This is a genomic window from Sphingomonas sp. NFX23, from assembly GCF_049887795.1.
Taxonomy (GTDB): domain Bacteria; phylum Pseudomonadota; class Alphaproteobacteria; order Sphingomonadales; family Sphingomonadaceae; genus Sphingomonas.
In genome coordinates this window covers 77,204-92,251 of record NZ_JAGEKH010000001.1, presented here as the reverse complement: position 1 = coordinate 92,251, position 15,048 = coordinate 77,204, and the positions used below count along the sequence as shown (strand labels likewise).

Annotated in this window: 16 protein-coding genes; 2 read left to right on the top strand and 14 right to left on the bottom strand. The window is 65.5% G+C overall.

Translation table 11 applies throughout. The features are described from left to right. Positions 1-351: 351 nt before the first annotated feature. From rbfA to rimP, 6 genes are all read right to left on the bottom strand, one after another. The gene (rbfA, locus tag J4O76_RS00450) at positions 352-741 is read right to left on the bottom strand and encodes a 30S ribosome-binding factor RbfA (protein ID WP_107954753.1); all 390 of its coding nucleotides are present in this window, start codon (positions 739-741) and stop codon (positions 352-354) included. A gap of 118 nt (positions 742-859) precedes the next feature. Continuing rightward, entirely contained in the window at positions 860-3,721 is a 2,862-nt protein-coding gene (gene infB, locus J4O76_RS00445; protein ID WP_426279695.1) for a translation initiation factor IF-2, read from the bottom strand. Beyond that, a complete protein-coding gene (locus J4O76_RS00440) occupies positions 3,718-4,590 on the bottom strand; it encodes a DUF448 domain-containing protein (RefSeq protein WP_426279694.1) in 873 nt (290 codons plus the stop codon). The genes infB and J4O76_RS00440 overlap by 4 nt, the downstream gene beginning before the upstream one ends. After that, entirely contained in the window at positions 4,571-4,810 is a 240-nt protein-coding gene (locus tag J4O76_RS00435) for a 4-oxalocrotonate tautomerase family protein (protein WP_332795938.1), read from the bottom strand. Before J4O76_RS00435 ends, J4O76_RS00440 begins: the two co-directional genes overlap by 20 nt. After that, on the bottom strand, positions 4,810-6,600 hold the full coding sequence (gene nusA / locus J4O76_RS00430; protein WP_426279693.1) for a transcription termination factor NusA: 1,791 nt from the start codon (positions 6,598-6,600) through the stop codon (positions 4,810-4,812). The genes J4O76_RS00435 and nusA overlap by 1 nt, the downstream gene beginning before the upstream one ends. Then, entirely contained in the window at positions 6,600-7,196 is a 597-nt protein-coding gene (rimP, locus tag J4O76_RS00425) for a ribosome maturation protein RimP (RefSeq protein WP_056065919.1), read from the bottom strand. The genes nusA and rimP overlap by 1 nt, the downstream gene beginning before the upstream one ends. A 178-nt stretch (positions 7,197-7,374) precedes the next feature. On the opposite strand from rimP, the gene J4O76_RS00420 reads away from it, so the two are divergent. After that, positions 7,375-8,499 carry a PQQ-dependent sugar dehydrogenase gene (locus tag J4O76_RS00420; protein ID WP_426279692.1) on the top strand — a complete coding sequence of 375 codons (1,125 nt, stop codon included), beginning with the start codon at positions 7,375-7,377 and terminating at the stop codon, positions 8,497-8,499. A gap of 125 nt (positions 8,500-8,624) precedes the next feature. Here J4O76_RS00420 and J4O76_RS00415 read toward each other — a convergent pair whose 3' ends face one another. Beyond that, entirely contained in the window at positions 8,625-9,023 is a 399-nt protein-coding gene (locus J4O76_RS00415; RefSeq protein ID WP_426279691.1) for a PaaI family thioesterase, read from the bottom strand. Beyond that, positions 9,020-9,475, bottom strand: coding sequence for a PaaI family thioesterase (locus J4O76_RS00410; RefSeq protein ID WP_121904285.1), 456 nt, complete (start codon positions 9,473-9,475; stop codon positions 9,020-9,022). Before J4O76_RS00410 ends, J4O76_RS00415 begins: the two co-directional genes overlap by 4 nt. 106 nt (positions 9,476-9,581) lie before the next feature. Between J4O76_RS00410 and J4O76_RS00405 the strand changes: the two genes are divergently transcribed. Continuing rightward, positions 9,582-10,364, top strand: coding sequence for a crotonase/enoyl-CoA hydratase family protein (locus tag J4O76_RS00405; RefSeq protein WP_426279690.1), 783 nt, complete (start codon positions 9,582-9,584; stop codon positions 10,362-10,364). 245 nt (positions 10,365-10,609) lie between these two features. Here J4O76_RS00405 and J4O76_RS00400 read toward each other — a convergent pair whose 3' ends face one another. From J4O76_RS00400 to lptF, 6 genes are all read right to left on the bottom strand, one after another. Continuing rightward, positions 10,610-10,978, bottom strand: coding sequence for a hypothetical protein (locus J4O76_RS00400; protein WP_426279689.1), 369 nt, complete (start codon positions 10,976-10,978; stop codon positions 10,610-10,612). Beyond that, positions 10,975-11,406 carry a hypothetical protein gene (locus J4O76_RS00395; RefSeq protein ID WP_243650177.1) on the bottom strand — a complete coding sequence of 144 codons (432 nt, stop codon included), beginning with the start codon at positions 11,404-11,406 and terminating at the stop codon, positions 10,975-10,977. Before J4O76_RS00395 ends, J4O76_RS00400 begins: the two co-directional genes overlap by 4 nt. A 39-nt stretch (positions 11,407-11,445) precedes the next feature. Beyond that, complete coding sequence (gloB, locus tag J4O76_RS00390; RefSeq protein WP_426279688.1) at positions 11,446-12,171, bottom strand: hydroxyacylglutathione hydrolase; 726 nt, start codon at positions 12,169-12,171, stop codon at positions 11,446-11,448. Positions 12,172-12,178: 7 nt separating this feature from the next. Further along, complete coding sequence (locus J4O76_RS00385) at positions 12,179-12,595, bottom strand: VOC family protein (RefSeq protein WP_426279687.1); 417 nt, start codon at positions 12,593-12,595, stop codon at positions 12,179-12,181. A gap of 79 nt (positions 12,596-12,674) precedes the next feature. Then, on the bottom strand, positions 12,675-13,772 hold the full coding sequence (gene lptG, locus J4O76_RS00380; protein ID WP_056489568.1) for an LPS export ABC transporter permease LptG: 1,098 nt from the start codon (positions 13,770-13,772) through the stop codon (positions 12,675-12,677). After that, positions 13,769-14,962: an LPS export ABC transporter permease LptF gene (gene lptF, locus J4O76_RS00375; RefSeq protein ID WP_175518216.1), complete on the bottom strand. Its 1,194-nt coding sequence runs from the start codon at positions 14,960-14,962 to the stop codon at positions 13,769-13,771. Before lptF ends, lptG begins: the two co-directional genes overlap by 4 nt. Positions 14,963-15,048 lie beyond the last annotated feature (86 nt).

Genomic DNA, 15,048 nt, shown 5'->3' with positions numbered 1-15,048 from the left:
AGGCGTCGCAGTCTTAGGCCGGGAATTCCGCAAGCAGCAAGCTGCTCCCGTACGACCGCCGCTCATCACCCGTCCCGTGGCACCGCCCCCACCACCCGTTCGTCCTGAGTAGCTGCTGAGCTTGTCGAAGCGGCGTATCGAAGGATGGATTGGCGCGGAAGACCTGTGCTTCGATACGAGCCCTCGATACGGCTCTTCGAGCCTACTCGGTCTCTACTCAGCACGAACGGGGAGGGGGAAGGGCACGAGGAGCGCAGAAGGTTCGGAACGGGACAGGACGTAGGAGGCGTTTCATTCCAATCGCCGCAAAGCCCTTACTGACTGCGAGCGAGGTGCTCGCAGCCCTGCAAATCAATCTTCAGCCAGATCCCGCGCAACATGCGGATCCCGCAACAACTGGTCGATGTGCGTGCCTTCGTCGAAGCTCTCGTCCGCAAGAAACTTTAGTTTCGCCGCGTACCGCATCTGCACACGGTTCGCGACTTCGCGCTGAAGGTAGGCGGTGTTGGTGCGCAGCGCCTTCAGCACCTTTTCTTCGTCCTTGCCGAGCAACGGCTTCACGAAAACGGTGGCGTGTCGGAGGTCCGGGGACATGCGGACTTCGGTGATCGTCACGAGGTGCTTTTCGAGCACCGGATCGTGGACGTCTCCGCGCGCGAGGATGTCGGACAGCGCATGACGCGCCTGTTCGCCGACTCGCAACGAGCGGACGGCCTTTGCTTCTGGGGTATCGGTCTTCATTCTTCTAACTCCCTCGCCCCTCCAGGGAGAGGGTGGGGGTGAGGGGCGGCCACGAACGCTGTCGCGCGGTACTGCTCCTCACCCAACCCTCTCCCCGCAGGGGAGAGGGCTCTCGGCCTCAAAGCGTACGTTCGCGCATCTCGACTTCGAACGTCTCGAGGACGTCGCCGGCCTTGATATCCACGAAGTTCGACGTGAACGTCACGCCGCACTCGAGCCCCGCACGGACCTCGGCGACATCATCCTTGAAGCGACGCAGCGATGCGATTTCGCCCTGGTAGATGATGACGTCGTTGCGCGTGATGCGCGCCTTGAGCGCCTTGCGGATGTTGCCCTCGGTGACCAGCAGACCCGCCGCCTTGCCGTGCTTGCCCGCCGAGAAGACCTCGCGGATATCGGCACGACCGACGACCGTCTCGAACGCTTCCGGCCCAAGCTCGCCAGCCATCCCCGCCCGGATCTCGTCGATCAGGTCGTAGATCACGTCATAATACTTGAACGCGACCTTCTGGCGCTCGGCGATTTCACGCGCCTTGGCGTTCGGGCGAACGTTGAAGCCGATGATCGGAGCACCCGATGCAGCTGCCAACGTGACATCCGACTCGGTGATGCCGCCGACGCCCGAGCTCAGCACGCGCGCCTTGATCAGGTCGGTGGAGATCTTGTTGATCGCCCCGACGATCGCCTCGACCGTGCCTTGCGTATCCGCCTTCACGACCAGCGGATATTCGATCGCCTGCTTTTCCTTCAGCGCCGAGAACATGCTCTCGAGGCTGGCAGGAACCGATGCGGTCCGCTTGTCGGTCTTCACGCTGCGACGATATTCCGCGACTTCGCGGGCCCGTGCCTCGTTCTCGACGACCTGGAACGGATCGCCCGCCTGCGGAACACCCGACAGACCGAGAACCTCGACCGGCATCGCCGGACCCGCTTCCTTGATCTGCTTGCCCTTGTCGTCGACCAGCGCACGGACCTTGCCGCTCTCGCCACCGACCACGAAGATGTCGCCGACCCGCAGCGTACCGCGGTTGACGAGGATCGTCGCGACGGGCCCCCGACCCTTGTCGAGCTTGGCCTCGATCACCGTACCCTCGGCCGCGCGATCCGGATTGGCGCGCAGTTCGAGCAGTTCGGCCTGGAGCTGGATCTTCTCGATCAACGCATCGAGACCGATCTTCTTGGTCGCGGAGACTTCGACGTCCTGGACGTCGCCGCCCATGTCCTCGACCACGATCTCCTCACTCAGCAGGCGCTCGCGCACCTTCTGGGCATTGGCGCCTTCCTTGTCGATCTTGTTGATCGCGACGATCATCGGCACGCCCGCCGCCTTGGTGTGGGCGATCGCCTCCACCGTCTGCGGCATCAGGCCGTCGTCCGCCGCCACCACCAGGATGACGATGTCGGTGACGTCCGCACCGCGCGCACGCATCTGCGTGAACGCCTCGTGGCCCGGGGTGTCGAGGAAGGTGATCTTCGACTTGTCCTTCAGGGTCACCTGATACGCGCCGATATGCTGGGTGATGCCACCCGCTTCGCCGCGCACCACGTCGGTGCCGCGCAGGGCATCGAGCAGCGACGTCTTGCCGTGATCGACGTGACCCATGATCGTGACGACCGGGGCACGTGGCTTCAGCGTCTCCTCGGCATCGTCGATCGTGTCGTTGGCCAGATCCTGGTCGACATCGCTGACGCGCGTCAGGTTGTGGCCGAACTCGGTGACGAGCAACTCGGCGGTATCCTGGTCGATCGTCTGCGTCATCGTGACGGGCATGCCCATCTTGAACAACGCCTTGACGAGGTCGGCACCCTTCTCGGCCATGCGGTTGGCGAGTTCCTGCACGGTGATCGCCTCTGGAACGACGACGTCGCGGATCTGCTTGGCCTGCGCCTCGCGCGGACCACCGGTGCCACGACGCTCCTTCTCGCGCGCACGCTTCAGTGCGGCGAGCGAGCGAGCGCGTGCACCATCACCATCGCCGAGCGCGCGGTTGACGGTGAGCTTGCCCGAGGTGCGACGATCGTCACCCTTGCGGTCACGCTGCTGCGGACGCGCCGGCACTGCGTCGCGACGGACGCCACCAGCCGGAGCATTGACGCCGGTCGCGCCGGGGCGAGCCGCGGTCGTGCCGGCATTCGCAGCCGTGGTCGGCGCCGCGGCAGCGGGTGCTGCGACAGGCTTCGGCGGCGGAGGAGGACGCTCGGGACGCGCCACCGGCGAAAACCGGCGCGGTGCCGGGAACGCCGGATCGCGGGTCAGTTCGATGACGGGCGGCGGTGCCGGCGGAGCGACGGGGGCCGGCGCAGGCTTGGGAGCCGGTGCGGGAGCAGCCACGACTGGAGCTGGCTTCGGTGCAGGCGCAGGTGCCGCGGCAATCGGTGCCGGGGCAGGAGCCGCAGCAACGGGAGCTTCGACCGGGGCCGGCGCAGGCGCTGGAGCCGGTGCCGCGACCGGAGCGGGAGCCGCTTCGACCACAGGAGCGGGGGCCGGTGCGGGCGCAGGGGCCTCGACCGGCTTCGGCGCCTTAGCTTCAGCCTCGGCACGCGCACGATCGGCGACGCGATTGCGCTCGTCTTCGATCGCCTTGGCGCGTTCGGCTTCCTGGCGACGACGCCCTTCTTCCAGCGTGTTCATGCGCTGCTCTTCAGCCTCGCGGAGCAGCTTGGCCTGACGCTCCTGCGGCGACAGATTGCTCTGCTGCTGACGCACGGGGGCGGGCGCAGGCTGCGGTGCGCGCGCCTGCGGTGCCGGGGCTGCGGGGGCAGCCGCCGGGGCGGGCGCGGCAACCGGTGCGGCATCCGCGACCTGCACGTCGGGCTCGCCCGGACGGCGCAGGACGCGCGCGCGCTTGGTTTCCACGATCACCGTATTCGATCGGCCGTGGCTGAAGCTCTGCTTCACCTGGCCGGTCTCGACCGTGCGCTTCACACCCAAAGGTGCGCGCATGCCAAGTTTCGGCTTCTCGTTGTCCGTGTCGCTCACTCAAATTCCTCAGTCATGTCCACGGCCGGGCGTGTTCCGGTCGATCCGGACGCCTGTTGTATCGGTGGCGCCCCATTTTGTGGTGACGCCGATGCGCCCTGCGAGGCCGTTTCGCAAGACACGGAAGAAGGTTCGGGGCCGATAAAATGCAGCCAACGGTCGAGCGCTTCGCTCACCCGCTTTGCTGCAGCGCGGTCGGTCAGGCCAATGTGTACCACATTTTCCCGCCCCAGCGCCAACGCCAATATGGTGCGCGATACCGGGAGTGCCAACCCCCGCAAACCCGAGCCCTCGACATCGTTGCCGATGCGCCAAGCCTGATCGAGCTTGCGGTTGCCATCCTCGGCCGCATCGGACGCGTGATAGAGCGCCTTCAGCTTGCCCTGTCGCGCGTTCTGCTCGATCCGGTCGGAGCCGATCAGCACCGTCCCCGAGCGCGATTCGAGGCCGAGCCGGTCGAGCGCGTTACGCTCGAGTGCGGATTCGATCTTAGCCGGAAGCTCAGGATCGATGGTGAACTCGCCGGTCTTGAACGCGCGGGAGAGAGCGCCCTTGAGCTTGCCCTTCTTGATCGCGGCTTCGAGTTCGACTCGAGTCACCCCGATCCACGCGCCGCGGCCCGGAGCCTTGGCGCGCACGTCGGGAAGGATCTGGCCATCGGGCGACAACGCGAGTCGCACGAGGTGGGGCCTGACGTCGCGCTCGCCCGAAAGAATGCACTTGCGAACGGGCTCATTCCCCTCCCGCTCGCGGGAGGGGTCAGGGGAGGGGCCATCCGCAGGGGCAGCAGCCGTGACTGCCCTCCCCCGACCCCTCCCGCCAGCGGGAGGGGAGTTTAGCGGCGCAGTGTCATCGGGAGGGTTCCGCATGTGCGTCCTCCTGCGCCGGAGTTGCTTTCGGAGCGTCGCGGTCGACCAGCAGCTGGCCGCCCGCGCCGTAATTCTCGGTCGAGACCTCTTCGATCACGATCTGCACCGCAGCCGGGTTCTTCCCCAGCCGCTGCACGAGCGACTGGGTGACGTCGGCGACGATGCCGGACTTCTGGTCCTTGGTGGCGGACCCCGAGATGCGGATGCTGACGAAGGGCATTAGGCCTTGTCGCCCTCGCTTTTCGTGTCGGTCTTGTCCGCCGCGTCTTCAACCGAAGCGTCCTCGACCGAAGCGTCGTCCGCCGAAGCGTCCTCAGCCACGGCTTCGTCGGCCGTCGTCTCTTCAGTCGCAGCGTCCTCGACCACGGCGTCGTCAGCCGAAGCCTCGTCCACCGAAGTCTCGTCCGCCTCGACGTCGTCAGCCGAAGCCTCGGGAGCCTCGTCCTCGAACCAGTGCGCACGCGCGGCCATGATGATCTCGTTACCCTGCTCGTCGCTCAAGCCATACTCGGCAAGAATCCCGCCCTTCGGCTCAGGCCGCTTCGGTGCGTCTTCGTTGCGACGACGTGGCTCGACGCGCTTCTTCTCGACCAGTTCATCTGTCGCGAGATCGGCGAGATCGTCGAGCGTCTTGATGCCCGCCTTGCCGAGCGTCACCAGCATCGCCTCGTTGAGATACGGCATGCCGGCCAGCGCGTCCTCGACGCCGAGAGCGGTACGCTCTTCGCGGCTCGCAGCATCACGACGCTCCAAAGCCTCGGTCGCACGGTTCTGCAACTCGCCCGCCAGGTCCTCGTCGAAGCCCTCGATACCGGCGATCTCCTCGACCTCGACATAGGCGACCTCTTCGAGGTTGGTGAACCCTTCGGCCACCAGCAACTGTGCGAGCGTCTCGTCGACATCGAGCTCCTTCTCGAACATCGCCGAGCGCTCGACAAAGTCCTTCTGGCGCTTCTCCGACGCATCGGCCTCGGTGAGGATGTCGATCGCCTTGCCGGTCAGCTGCGACGCGAGCCGCACGTTCTGGCCACGACGGCCGATCGCCAGCGAAAGCTGGTCATCGGGAACGACCACCTCGATGCGCTCTTCTTCCTCGTCGATCACGACGCGCGACACGGAAGCCGGCTGCAACGCATTGACGACGAAGGTCGCGATGTCGGGCGACCAGGGGATGATGTCGATCTTCTCGCCCTGCATTTCCTGCACGACGGCCTGGACTCGCGAGCCCTTCATGCCGACGCATGCGCCAACCGGATCGATGCTCGAATCGTGCGAGATGACGCCGATCTTCGCGCGCGAACCCGGATCGCGGGCCGCGGCCTTGATCTCGATGATGCCGTCGTAGATCTCGGGCACTTCCTGCGCGAACAGCTTCTTCATGAAGTCGGGGTGCGCGCGTGACAGGAAGATCTGCGGCCCACGGTTCTCGCGGCGGACGTTCAGGATCAGCGAACGGATGCGGTCGTTGACGCGCACCACTTCGCGCGGGATCTGCGCGTCGCGACGGATGACGCCCTCGGCGCGGCCCAGGTCGACGACGACATGGCCAAACTCGACGCGCTTGACGACGCCGGTGATGATCTCGCCGGCGCGGTCCTTATACTCTTCGAACTGGCGCTCGCGCTCGGCGTCGCGGACCTTCTGGAAGATGACCTGCTTGGCGGCCTGTGCGGCGATGCGGCCGAACTCGATCGGGGGCAGCGGATCGACGATGAAGTCGCCGAGTGCGGCGTCCTTCTGGAGCTTCTGCGCGCCCTTGACGTCGACCTGCTTGAAATAATCGTCGACCGCCTCGACCACTTCGACGACGCGCCACAAGCGCAGATCGCCGGTGTTCGGATCGAGCTTCGCGCGGATGTCGTTCTCGGCGCCGTAGCGCGAGCGGGCGGCGCGCTGGATCGCGTCCTCCATCGCCTCGATCACGATCGCCTTGTCGATCATCTTCTCCGACGCGACCGAATTCGCGATCGCGATCAGTTCCGCGCGGTTTGCGGTGACTGCCGTGGCCATCAATGCTGTCCTTCTTCGGTGTCGGCCTCGTGAGCATCGGGCTCATCGGTGGGCGTATCTTGATAGAAAACCTCGTCCGCGCCTTCGGTCGAAAGCGGCGCGGTCGCGGCGATGAGACGGTCGGTCATGACGAGCTTGGCGTCGGCGACCTGCGAAAAGTCGATCGTCATGAGCTTGTGCTTGTTGACGTCGACGGTGATCTTCGTCCCCTCAACGCCCATCAAATTGCCCGAGATCTGCTTGCGGTCCTCGAACGGCTCGACGAGGCGAATGCGCGCCTCCTGGCCTTCCCAGTCGGCAAAGTCCTGGAGCCGGGTCAGCGGCCGATCGATACCGGGGCTCGACACTTCGAGACGATACGCGTCCTCGCCGACCGGGTCCTTGCCCTCGGCCTCGAGCGCATCGAACTTGTCCGAAATCCGGCGCGACAGCTCGGCGCAATCCTCGATCACCAGCTGGCGGGTGTCGGGGCGCTCGGCCATCACCTGCAACGTCGGATCGGACTTGCCGCCCTGCATGCGCACGCGCACGAGGCTGAGGCCGAGCGCGGTCGCCTCGGGTTCGATCAGGTCGGTCAGCAGGGCGATATTCGCCATCGAAATTCCAAACAGGGCCAAAGCACAGGTGATTGCCGCCGCGGAGCAAGCCCCGCAGCCTCTTCATCTGGCGATGTAGAGAAGTGGTGCCTCTATACGCGGGGTGGCGCCCGTCCGCAAGCGGGAGCAACCTTCGTTTAGTACGCTGCGTTAGCGCAGGGATTTCCGGGAGAAGATCATGATTCGCAAAACGCTGTTCGCCACTGGGTTGCTGACAACCACGCTGCTCGCCTCGACCGCCTGTTCCGCGCAACCGGCCGCGGCGGGGAAGCCGTTCAAGGAGACCGTGGTCGCCGATTTCGATTCGCCTTGGGCGATGACGTTCCTGCCCGACAAGCGCATGCTGGTGACCGAGAAGAAGGGCCAGATGCTGCTCGTCTCCGCCGACGGCAAGTCGCGCCAGACGGTCGCGACGCTCACCGTCGATTCGGCCGGGCAGGGCGGTCTGATGGATGTCGTCCTCGCGCCCGACTTCGCGACCAGCCAGCGCGTGTATTTCAGCTATTCGACTGCAGGCGAGGGCGGCAAGGGCGTCGTCCTCGCGCGTGGTCGTCTGCGTCCGGATGGTGGTGGCGGCGAGCGTCTCGGCGAGATCGAAGCGTTGTTCAGCGCGCGGCCGTTCGTCGAGGGCAACGGCCATTACTCCGGCCGCATCGCCTTCTCGCCCGACGGCAAATACCTGTTCTTCACCAATGGCGAACGCCAGAAATTCACCCCGGCGCAGGACCCGAAGATGACGCTCGGCAAGGTGCTGCGTCTCACGCTCGACGGCAAACCCGCCCCCGGCAACCCGCTCGCGGCCAAAGGCTTCGCACCCGAGATCTGGAGCTACGGCCACCGCAACCTGCTAGGCATCGCGTTCGACAAGCAGGGCAATCTCTGGGAGCAGGAGATGGGGCCAAAGGGTGGCGACGAGGTCAATCTGATCAAGCCCGGCCTCAACTATGGCTGGCCCAACGCCTCGAACGGCAGCAACTACGACGGCACCGACATTCCCGATCACAAGCCCGGCGATGGCTATGAGCCGCCCAAGGTGTTCTGGAACCCGGTTATCTCGCCCGGCGGGTTGATGATCTATTCAGGCAGTATGTTCCCGCAGTGGAAGGGCGACGCCTTCATCGGTGGGTTGTCGTCGAAGTCCCTCGTCCGCGTCCACCTCACCGGCACGAATGCTGCAAAAGGCGACCAATGGGACATGGGAGCAAGAATCCGCGAAGTAGAACAAGGCCCCGACGGCGCAATCTGGCTCCTGGAAGACGGCGGCGACTCCCAAGGCCGCCTGATAAAACTGACCGCGAAGTAAGTGAAATTCCCCTTCCGCTTGCGGGAGGGGTCAGGGGAGGGCACGACGTACGTACTGGCGTCCGGTCTTTGAGGCACACCCCTCCCCCGACCCCTCCCGCTAAGCGGAAGGGGAGTAGAAGTGCGCTAATCCCGCATGATCAGGTAGTTCATCCGCGCAGCCGCAATCGGCTTGTCGCGCTCGTCCTGCCAAGCCGTCGCCTCGACATTCGCCACCCGGTTCCCCAACCGGGTCACCACGCCCGCCGCCCGCGTAGGCTTGTCCCGACCACCCCGCATGAAATCGACCGTGACGTTCACCGGCTTGATCCGAGCTTCGGAACCAGCACCCTCAGCCTCCAACGCATGCTGCAAAGCCGCAATCGCCGCCATTTCCAGCAATCCCGAAATTGCACCCCCATGCAAAAACCCCGGCCGCCCCAGCACGTCGTCGGCAAACGGCATCAGCAATACCGGCGGCGCGCCGTCCTCGGCCTCGACCGACACGCGCAGGATCTCCGCATAGGGCGGCAGGCCGATCGTCATGCCTCGATCCTCCTGTTGAGACCCATGCCCGCGACATCGCCCACCACCATGAACGTCCCCGCGACATGCGCGAGCGGATCGCCCGGGTCGCCGTCATGCGCCTGCCCCCGCACGAACGCGATCGAGCGCGTGATCCGGTAGCACTCCCCGCGCCCGATCACCGTCTTCCCCGGCGTCGCCGGCCGCAGGTAATCCACCCGCAGGTCGAGCGTCGCATGCGGCACGAACGCGTTGCGCTTGATCCAGATCGCCAGACTCGTCGCCATGTCCATCATGGTGATGATCGGCCCCGACGCGATCACGCCACTCGCCGGATCGCCGATCAGCCGTTCGTCATAGGGCAGCGCAAGCTCCGCCCAGTCGTCGCCATGCGCGTGATAGCGCATCCCCAGCGCGGCGCCGTGCCCGCCGAACCCGCGCGTCGCAAACCATTGTGGATCAAAACCAGCCATGCGCGAGCCTCTACACGCCGCGTGAGCGCGCGCAACATTGCGGGCGCCGTTGCAGGTGGGGGCAGGGCCGGTTAGCGTCGATGCAAAGATCGAGAGGATCGCCACTATGAACGACCGGGTCACCATCACCGTCACGGACGGCATCGCCGACGTCCGCCTCGCCCGCGCCGACAAGATGAACGCGATCGACCCGGCGATGTTCGAGGGCATTGCCGCGGCGATCGACCGACTCAAGGGGATGCCCGAAGTCCGCTGCGTTGTCCTCTCCGGCGAGGGCAAGGCGTTCTGCGCCGGCCTCGACATGGCCTCGATGGCGAACGGCGGTTCCGGGCTGGCACTAGGCGACCGGACCGAAGAGGGCGCGAACCTAGTCCAACAGGTCGCCTGGGGCTGGCGCACCTTGCCGATGCCGGTGATCGCCGCGGTCCACGGCGTCGCGTTCGGCGGCGGCTTCCAGATTATGTCCGGCGCCGACATCCGCATCGCGCATCCGCAAGCCCGCTTCGCAATTCGCGAGACGTATTGGGGCCTAGTCCCCGACATGGCCGGCATCGCGCTCTGGCGTACGCTCGCCCGCGACGACGTGCTCCGCGAACTCACCTACACCGCGCGCGAGTTCGATGGCGCGGAAGCGCTGCGGCACGGCTTCGTCACGCGGCTGTCGGAAGACCCGCTCGGCGAGGCGATGATGCTCGCCCGCGAGATCGCGGCGAGGAACCCCCACGCGATCCGCGGGTCGAAAGCGCTCTATAACCTCGCGGCGGATGCGGACGCGGCGGCAGTGCTGCACGCGGAAACCGAAGAGCAGCTGAAGGTCATCCGCACGCCCAATCAGGTCGAACAGGTGCGGGCCAACATGGAGAAGCGGGCGGCGGTGTTCGAGGACTGAACCTTCCGACATCCTGACGAAAGTCAGGATCCAGAGCCACGCGCGTTGCCCTGGGTAACCCTGGATACTGACTTTCGTCAGGATGACGAGGGGGGGGGCGACGTTCGGTCCCACTTCTACCACCCCGGCGAAGGCCGGGGCCCAGTTGGAAAGGTCGTTGTAACGGAGCGCTGTCTTACGCCATCATCGTCCCTCAACTGGGCCCTGGCCTCCGCCGGGGTGGCGAATGTGTAGCGTGGATGCGTCTACTTCGCCTTGTCATAAGGCGTGAAATCCCGAAACCGGCAATAGCCCGACGGAATCGACATACCGACCGACACCGTCCGAAACCGATCGTTCCGGCACAATTGCCCGCCGTAAACATCGACAATCAACGTATCGAGTGGTCGCAACGAAGGACATTCGCCAACCGGCCCAGTCTTCCAGATCCGCTTGCCCGACTGCCGATACAGGATAGTCTGCGAATCGACGATCTCAGGCCCATTGAGCTGCTGCAGGTCGATGCACCGCACCGGCGCCCCCGCAACCCGACCCGCCAACGGGTCGGACTTGCCCGCCCCGAGCATCCCCACCGTCAGCAGCGCCACCGACGCCAAAATGGCCCCGCGCATCATGGCTTCCGATACGGCACGAAGTCGCCGAAGCTGCAACTCCCGGTCGGAAAGCGCGAGGCCTGGTCGAACGTCTGCGCAATGTCGCCGCGGCACAGCTGCCCGCTTGGCGTCCGCGTTACGAGGATATCGCCGCGCGCGATCCCCTCGCATCCGCCGACGGTATCGCTGCGGTACACCAGCCCGCTATTCACCCGGTACAGGATCGTCGCGCCGTAGCCTGAACTCTGCTTCTGGGGGAACTGGCTGATGCACGACTCGGGCTTGCCCGGCACGAGCCCAGCGAGTTCCTTTGCTAGTTTCTCCTGCACGCCAGCTTCACGAACCTGCGCGCGCTCGACCTCCGCCTGGGTCTGCGTACAGGCGCCTAATGTCATAGCGGGCAACAAAAGCGCCGGCAGCATCAAGAGTGGCAGGGTCCGCATACGCATCGAAACGCTCCTCAAAATCCCATCGTCCTCATACGCGCTTCACCCGCGAAACGCATCCTTGGCCGCACGATAGCCCGCAAACTGCTCAAGCGAGGTTGCCCGCAGGAAAGGATTGGTCGCCCGCTCCCGCCCGATCGTCGTCGGCACGGTAGGCTCACCCTTCGCGCGCGCCGCGTCAACCTCTGCCATCCGCGCGACGATGTCCGCATTGTCGGGCTCGGCGACCAGCGCATAGCGCCCGTTGCTCTGCGTATATTCATGCCCGCAGAACACCTCGGTCTCGTCCGACATCTTGGCGTACCGCTGCATGTTCGCGAACATGTCCGCCGGCGTGCCCTCGAACAGCCGCCCACAGCCCATCGCGAACAGCGTGTCGCCGGTGAAGATCGCCGCATCGTCGGCAAAGTGAAACGCGATATGCCCCTGCGTATGCCCCGGCACCGTCATCACGGTCGCCTCGTGCGCACCAAGACGGACGACGTCGCCTTCGCCGACCTGCTCGTCGAGCGTCGGGATCTTGTCCGCTTCCGCAGCCGGTCCGACGACGGTGGCGCCATACGCCTTCATCTCGGCATTGCCGCCGGTATGATCGGGATGCCAGTGCGTCGTCCACACCCGGTCGATCCGCCAGTCGCGCATCTTGGCGGCGGCGATCACCGGCCCCGCCTCGCCTGGATCAACCACCACCGTCTCGCCCGAGACGGTGTCGTGGATCAGCCAGGCATAATTGTCGGAAAGCACCGGAACGCGGACGATATCGAGCATCAGCGTGTCACCACTTGCCGGTGTTCGGCATCGACGCCCACGGCTCGGCGGGGTCGAGCGGACGATCCGCCTGCAACAGCTCGATCGAGATGTTGTCGGGCGTCCGCACGAACGCCATGTGGCCATCGCGCGGCGGCCGGTTGATCGTCACACCCGAATCCATCAGCCGCTGGCACGTGTCGTAGATATTGTCGACGCGGTAGGCGAGGTGGCCGAAATTGCGGCCCTCGTCATACTCCTCGGGATCCCAATTGTGCGTCAGCTCGACTTCTGCGCTCTCGTCGCCGGGGACCGACAGGAAGATCAGCGTGAACCGCCCCTTCTCGTTCTCCATCCGGCGGACCTCTTTCAGGCCCAGCGTCTCGAAGAACGCGATCGTCTTCGCCGGGTCGGTCACGCGGATCATCGTGTGGAGATATTTCATGCTGGCTCCGAGGGTTGTTCGGACCAGCAGATAGGGACGGGGGCGGTGGCGTGAAAGGGTACGACCGACCGGCACAGTCCTATTCCTCCGACCGGATCAGCACCGCCTCACCGATAAAGAAGAACAGCAGGAACGGCGCCCAGGCGGCAAGGAACGGCGGGTAGGCGCCGAGATTGCCCATCGCGAGCGCGAAATTGTCCGCGACGAAGAACGCGAAACCGAGCCCCATGCCGATCACGGCGCGCACGAACAGCTTGCCCGATCGCGCGATGCCGAACGCCGCGACCGCGCCCAGCAGCGGCATCAGCACCGACGACAGCGGCCCCGACAGCTTGTGCCACAACGACCCTTCGAGCGCCTTGGTCGGTCGCCCCGCGTCGGACAGGTCGGCGATCGCCGCCTTCAACGCGCCGAACGACAGCCCGTCCGCATCGACGCTCGCCAGCGTGAACTGGTCCGGCCGTACGTCCTTTGCGATCACCACCGCGCCCAAGGGGCGGACGTTGCCGCTCTTCACGTCGAACCGGGTCGCAGGGCTTACCTCCCAGCCGCTCGCGACGCGCCTGCCATGATCCGCCCGCAGGATCGCGACGAGGTTGCCGCCGGTGCGATCATACAGCGTAATCCCGCCAAGCCGCGTCGCGTCGCCGCGCCCGCGGATCTGCGCGACCTCGATCAGGTCGTCGCCGTCGCGCACCCACACGTTGGCGCGGTCGCCGCGATCGATCGGCAGCTTGCCGTAATTCACCTTCTGCCACTGGTTCAGCGTCGCCGTCGCCCGCGCCACCACGCGGTCGTTGAACACGAAGCTGATCACCGCGACACCCAGGCTCGCGACCAGCAATGGCGCCAGCACCTGGTGCGCGGACAGGCCGGAGCCCTTCAGCGCGACGATCTCGCTGTTCTGGTTCATCGTGATCAGCGTCAGGATGGTGCCGAGCAGGACCGAGAACGGCAGGAACCGCGAGACGATCTGCGGCGCGCGCAGCGACACATATTGCCAGACCTGCGCATCGCCATTGCCCGGAAAGGCGAGGATGTCGCCGGAGTTGCTCAGCAGGTCGAGCGCCTGGAGCACCAGCACGAGCGCGGCGAGCACCGCGAACGTCCGCACCAGGAACATCCGTCCCATGTAGATCGCGACCGTCCGCGACGGGAAGAAGCTGACGATGTTCATGCGGCCTTGCTCTTGCGGAAGCCCGGGATACGCTTGGTGATCGCCTTGAACGTCTTCGAGAAGACGCGTTCGAGCGCACCGATCGGTTGCCCGCCGGGTACATAGGCGATCGTGTAGTACATCCACAGGATCAGCCCGGCGAAGATCGTGAACGGCACCCACAGCGCGATGATCGGATCGATCCGCCCGAGTTCGCCGACGTCCGCCGCGTATTGGTTCACCTTGTGATAGGTGACGATCATCACGATCGAAAGGAACACGCCGAGCGCGGACGAGGATCGTTTGGGCGGCACGCCGAGCGCGAGCGCGAGCAGCGGCAACAGGAACATCGTCGCGACTTCGGCGAGGCGGAAGTGGAATTCGGACCGGCTGCCGTCGCGCTGCTCCAGCGTCGCGCCGCGCTGGCCCTGCTTGGCGAGCTCGGGCAGCGTGTATTCGAGATTGCGCCCGCCGCGACTGCGGAAGCTTTCGAACTTCGGCAGGTTGATCGGCAGATCGTGGCTGCTGAAGGTCAGCACGCGCGGCGTCTTGAACTCGGGCCGGTTGTGGATCAGCGTCCCGTTCGCAAGGCGGAAGATGATGACGTTGGGATCGTCGGTCGCGAGGAACTTGCCCTTCTCCGCGGTCACCCCCAGCCAGTCGCCATTCTGGCTCGACGCATGGACGAAGATGCCCGACAGCTCGCGGCCCTTGTCCTTGCTCTCCTCGATCCGCAGCGTCATCCGGTCGCCGAGATTGGTGAACTCGCCGACCTTGATCGACGCGCCGAGGGCACCCGTGCGCAGCTCGAACCGCAGGCCTTCGTAATAATAACGCGCGATCGGCTGGACATAGCCGACGATCGCCAGGTTCAGCAGCGCCAGTGCGATCGTGTACATGTACGGCACGCGCAGCAGCCGATTGTAGCTCATGCCGACGCCGCGCAGGACGTCCAGCTCCGATGAGGTCGACAGCCGGCGGAACGCGAGCAGGATGCCGAGCATCAGCCCGATCGGGATACCGAGCCCGAGATATTCGGGCAGCAGATTGGCGAGCATCCGCCATACGACGCTGATCGGGCCGCCTTGCGTCGCGACGAAATTGAACAGTCCGAGCATGCGATCGAGCACGAACAGCATGACGGCGATCAGCAGCGTCGAAAATAGCGGCACCGCGATCAGCCGGGCCATGTAGCGGTCGATGGATTTCATGCGCGGGTTGGGCTCGGTATGCTGGGTCGCGCGGGTATAGGGGCGCACGCGCTAGGCGTCATCCTCAATCGCAACACGTCATTGAA

What these genes read in the sequence shown, in the direction of transcription:
- J4O76_RS00435 (WP_332795938.1), bottom strand. Translation starts at nt 4,810, where the DNA reads ATGCCCTTCGTCAGCATCCGCATCTCGGGGTCCGCCACCAAGGACCAG.
- J4O76_RS00420 (WP_426279692.1), top strand. Translation starts at nt 7,375, where the DNA reads ATGATTCGCAAAACGCTGTTCGCCACTGGGTTGCTGACAACCACGCTG.
- J4O76_RS00385 (WP_426279687.1), bottom strand. Translation starts at nt 12,595, where the DNA reads ATGAAATATCTCCACACGATGATCCGCGTGACCGACCCGGCGAAGACG.
- J4O76_RS00410 (WP_121904285.1), bottom strand. Translation starts at nt 9,475, where the DNA reads ATGGCTGGTTTTGATCCACAATGGTTTGCGACGCGCGGGTTCGGCGGG.
- rbfA (WP_107954753.1), bottom strand. Translation starts at nt 741, where the DNA reads ATGAAGACCGATACCCCAGAAGCAAAGGCCGTCCGCTCGTTGCGAGTC.
- J4O76_RS00395 (WP_243650177.1), bottom strand. Translation starts at nt 11,406, where the DNA reads ATGCGTATGCGGACCCTGCCACTCTTGATGCTGCCGGCGCTTTTGTTG.
- nusA (WP_426279693.1), bottom strand. Translation starts at nt 6,600, where the DNA reads ATGGCCACGGCAGTCACCGCAAACCGCGCGGAACTGATCGCGATCGCG.
- J4O76_RS00440 (WP_426279694.1), bottom strand. Translation starts at nt 4,590, where the DNA reads ATGCGGAACCCTCCCGATGACACTGCGCCGCTAAACTCCCCTCCCGCT.
- lptF (WP_175518216.1), bottom strand. Translation starts at nt 14,962, where the DNA reads ATGAAATCCATCGACCGCTACATGGCCCGGCTGATCGCGGTGCCGCTA.
- J4O76_RS00405 (WP_426279690.1), top strand. Translation starts at nt 9,582, where the DNA reads ATGAACGACCGGGTCACCATCACCGTCACGGACGGCATCGCCGACGTC.
- lptG (WP_056489568.1), bottom strand. Translation starts at nt 13,772, where the DNA reads ATGAACATCGTCAGCTTCTTCCCGTCGCGGACGGTCGCGATCTACATG.
- rimP (WP_056065919.1), bottom strand. Translation starts at nt 7,196, where the DNA reads ATGGCGAATATCGCCCTGCTGACCGACCTGATCGAACCCGAGGCGACC.
- J4O76_RS00415 (WP_426279691.1), bottom strand. Translation starts at nt 9,023, where the DNA reads ATGACGATCGGCCTGCCGCCCTATGCGGAGATCCTGCGCGTGTCGGTC.
- J4O76_RS00400 (WP_426279689.1), bottom strand. Translation starts at nt 10,978, where the DNA reads ATGATGCGCGGGGCCATTTTGGCGTCGGTGGCGCTGCTGACGGTGGGG.
- gloB (WP_426279688.1), bottom strand. Translation starts at nt 12,171, where the DNA reads ATGCTCGATATCGTCCGCGTTCCGGTGCTTTCCGACAATTATGCCTGG.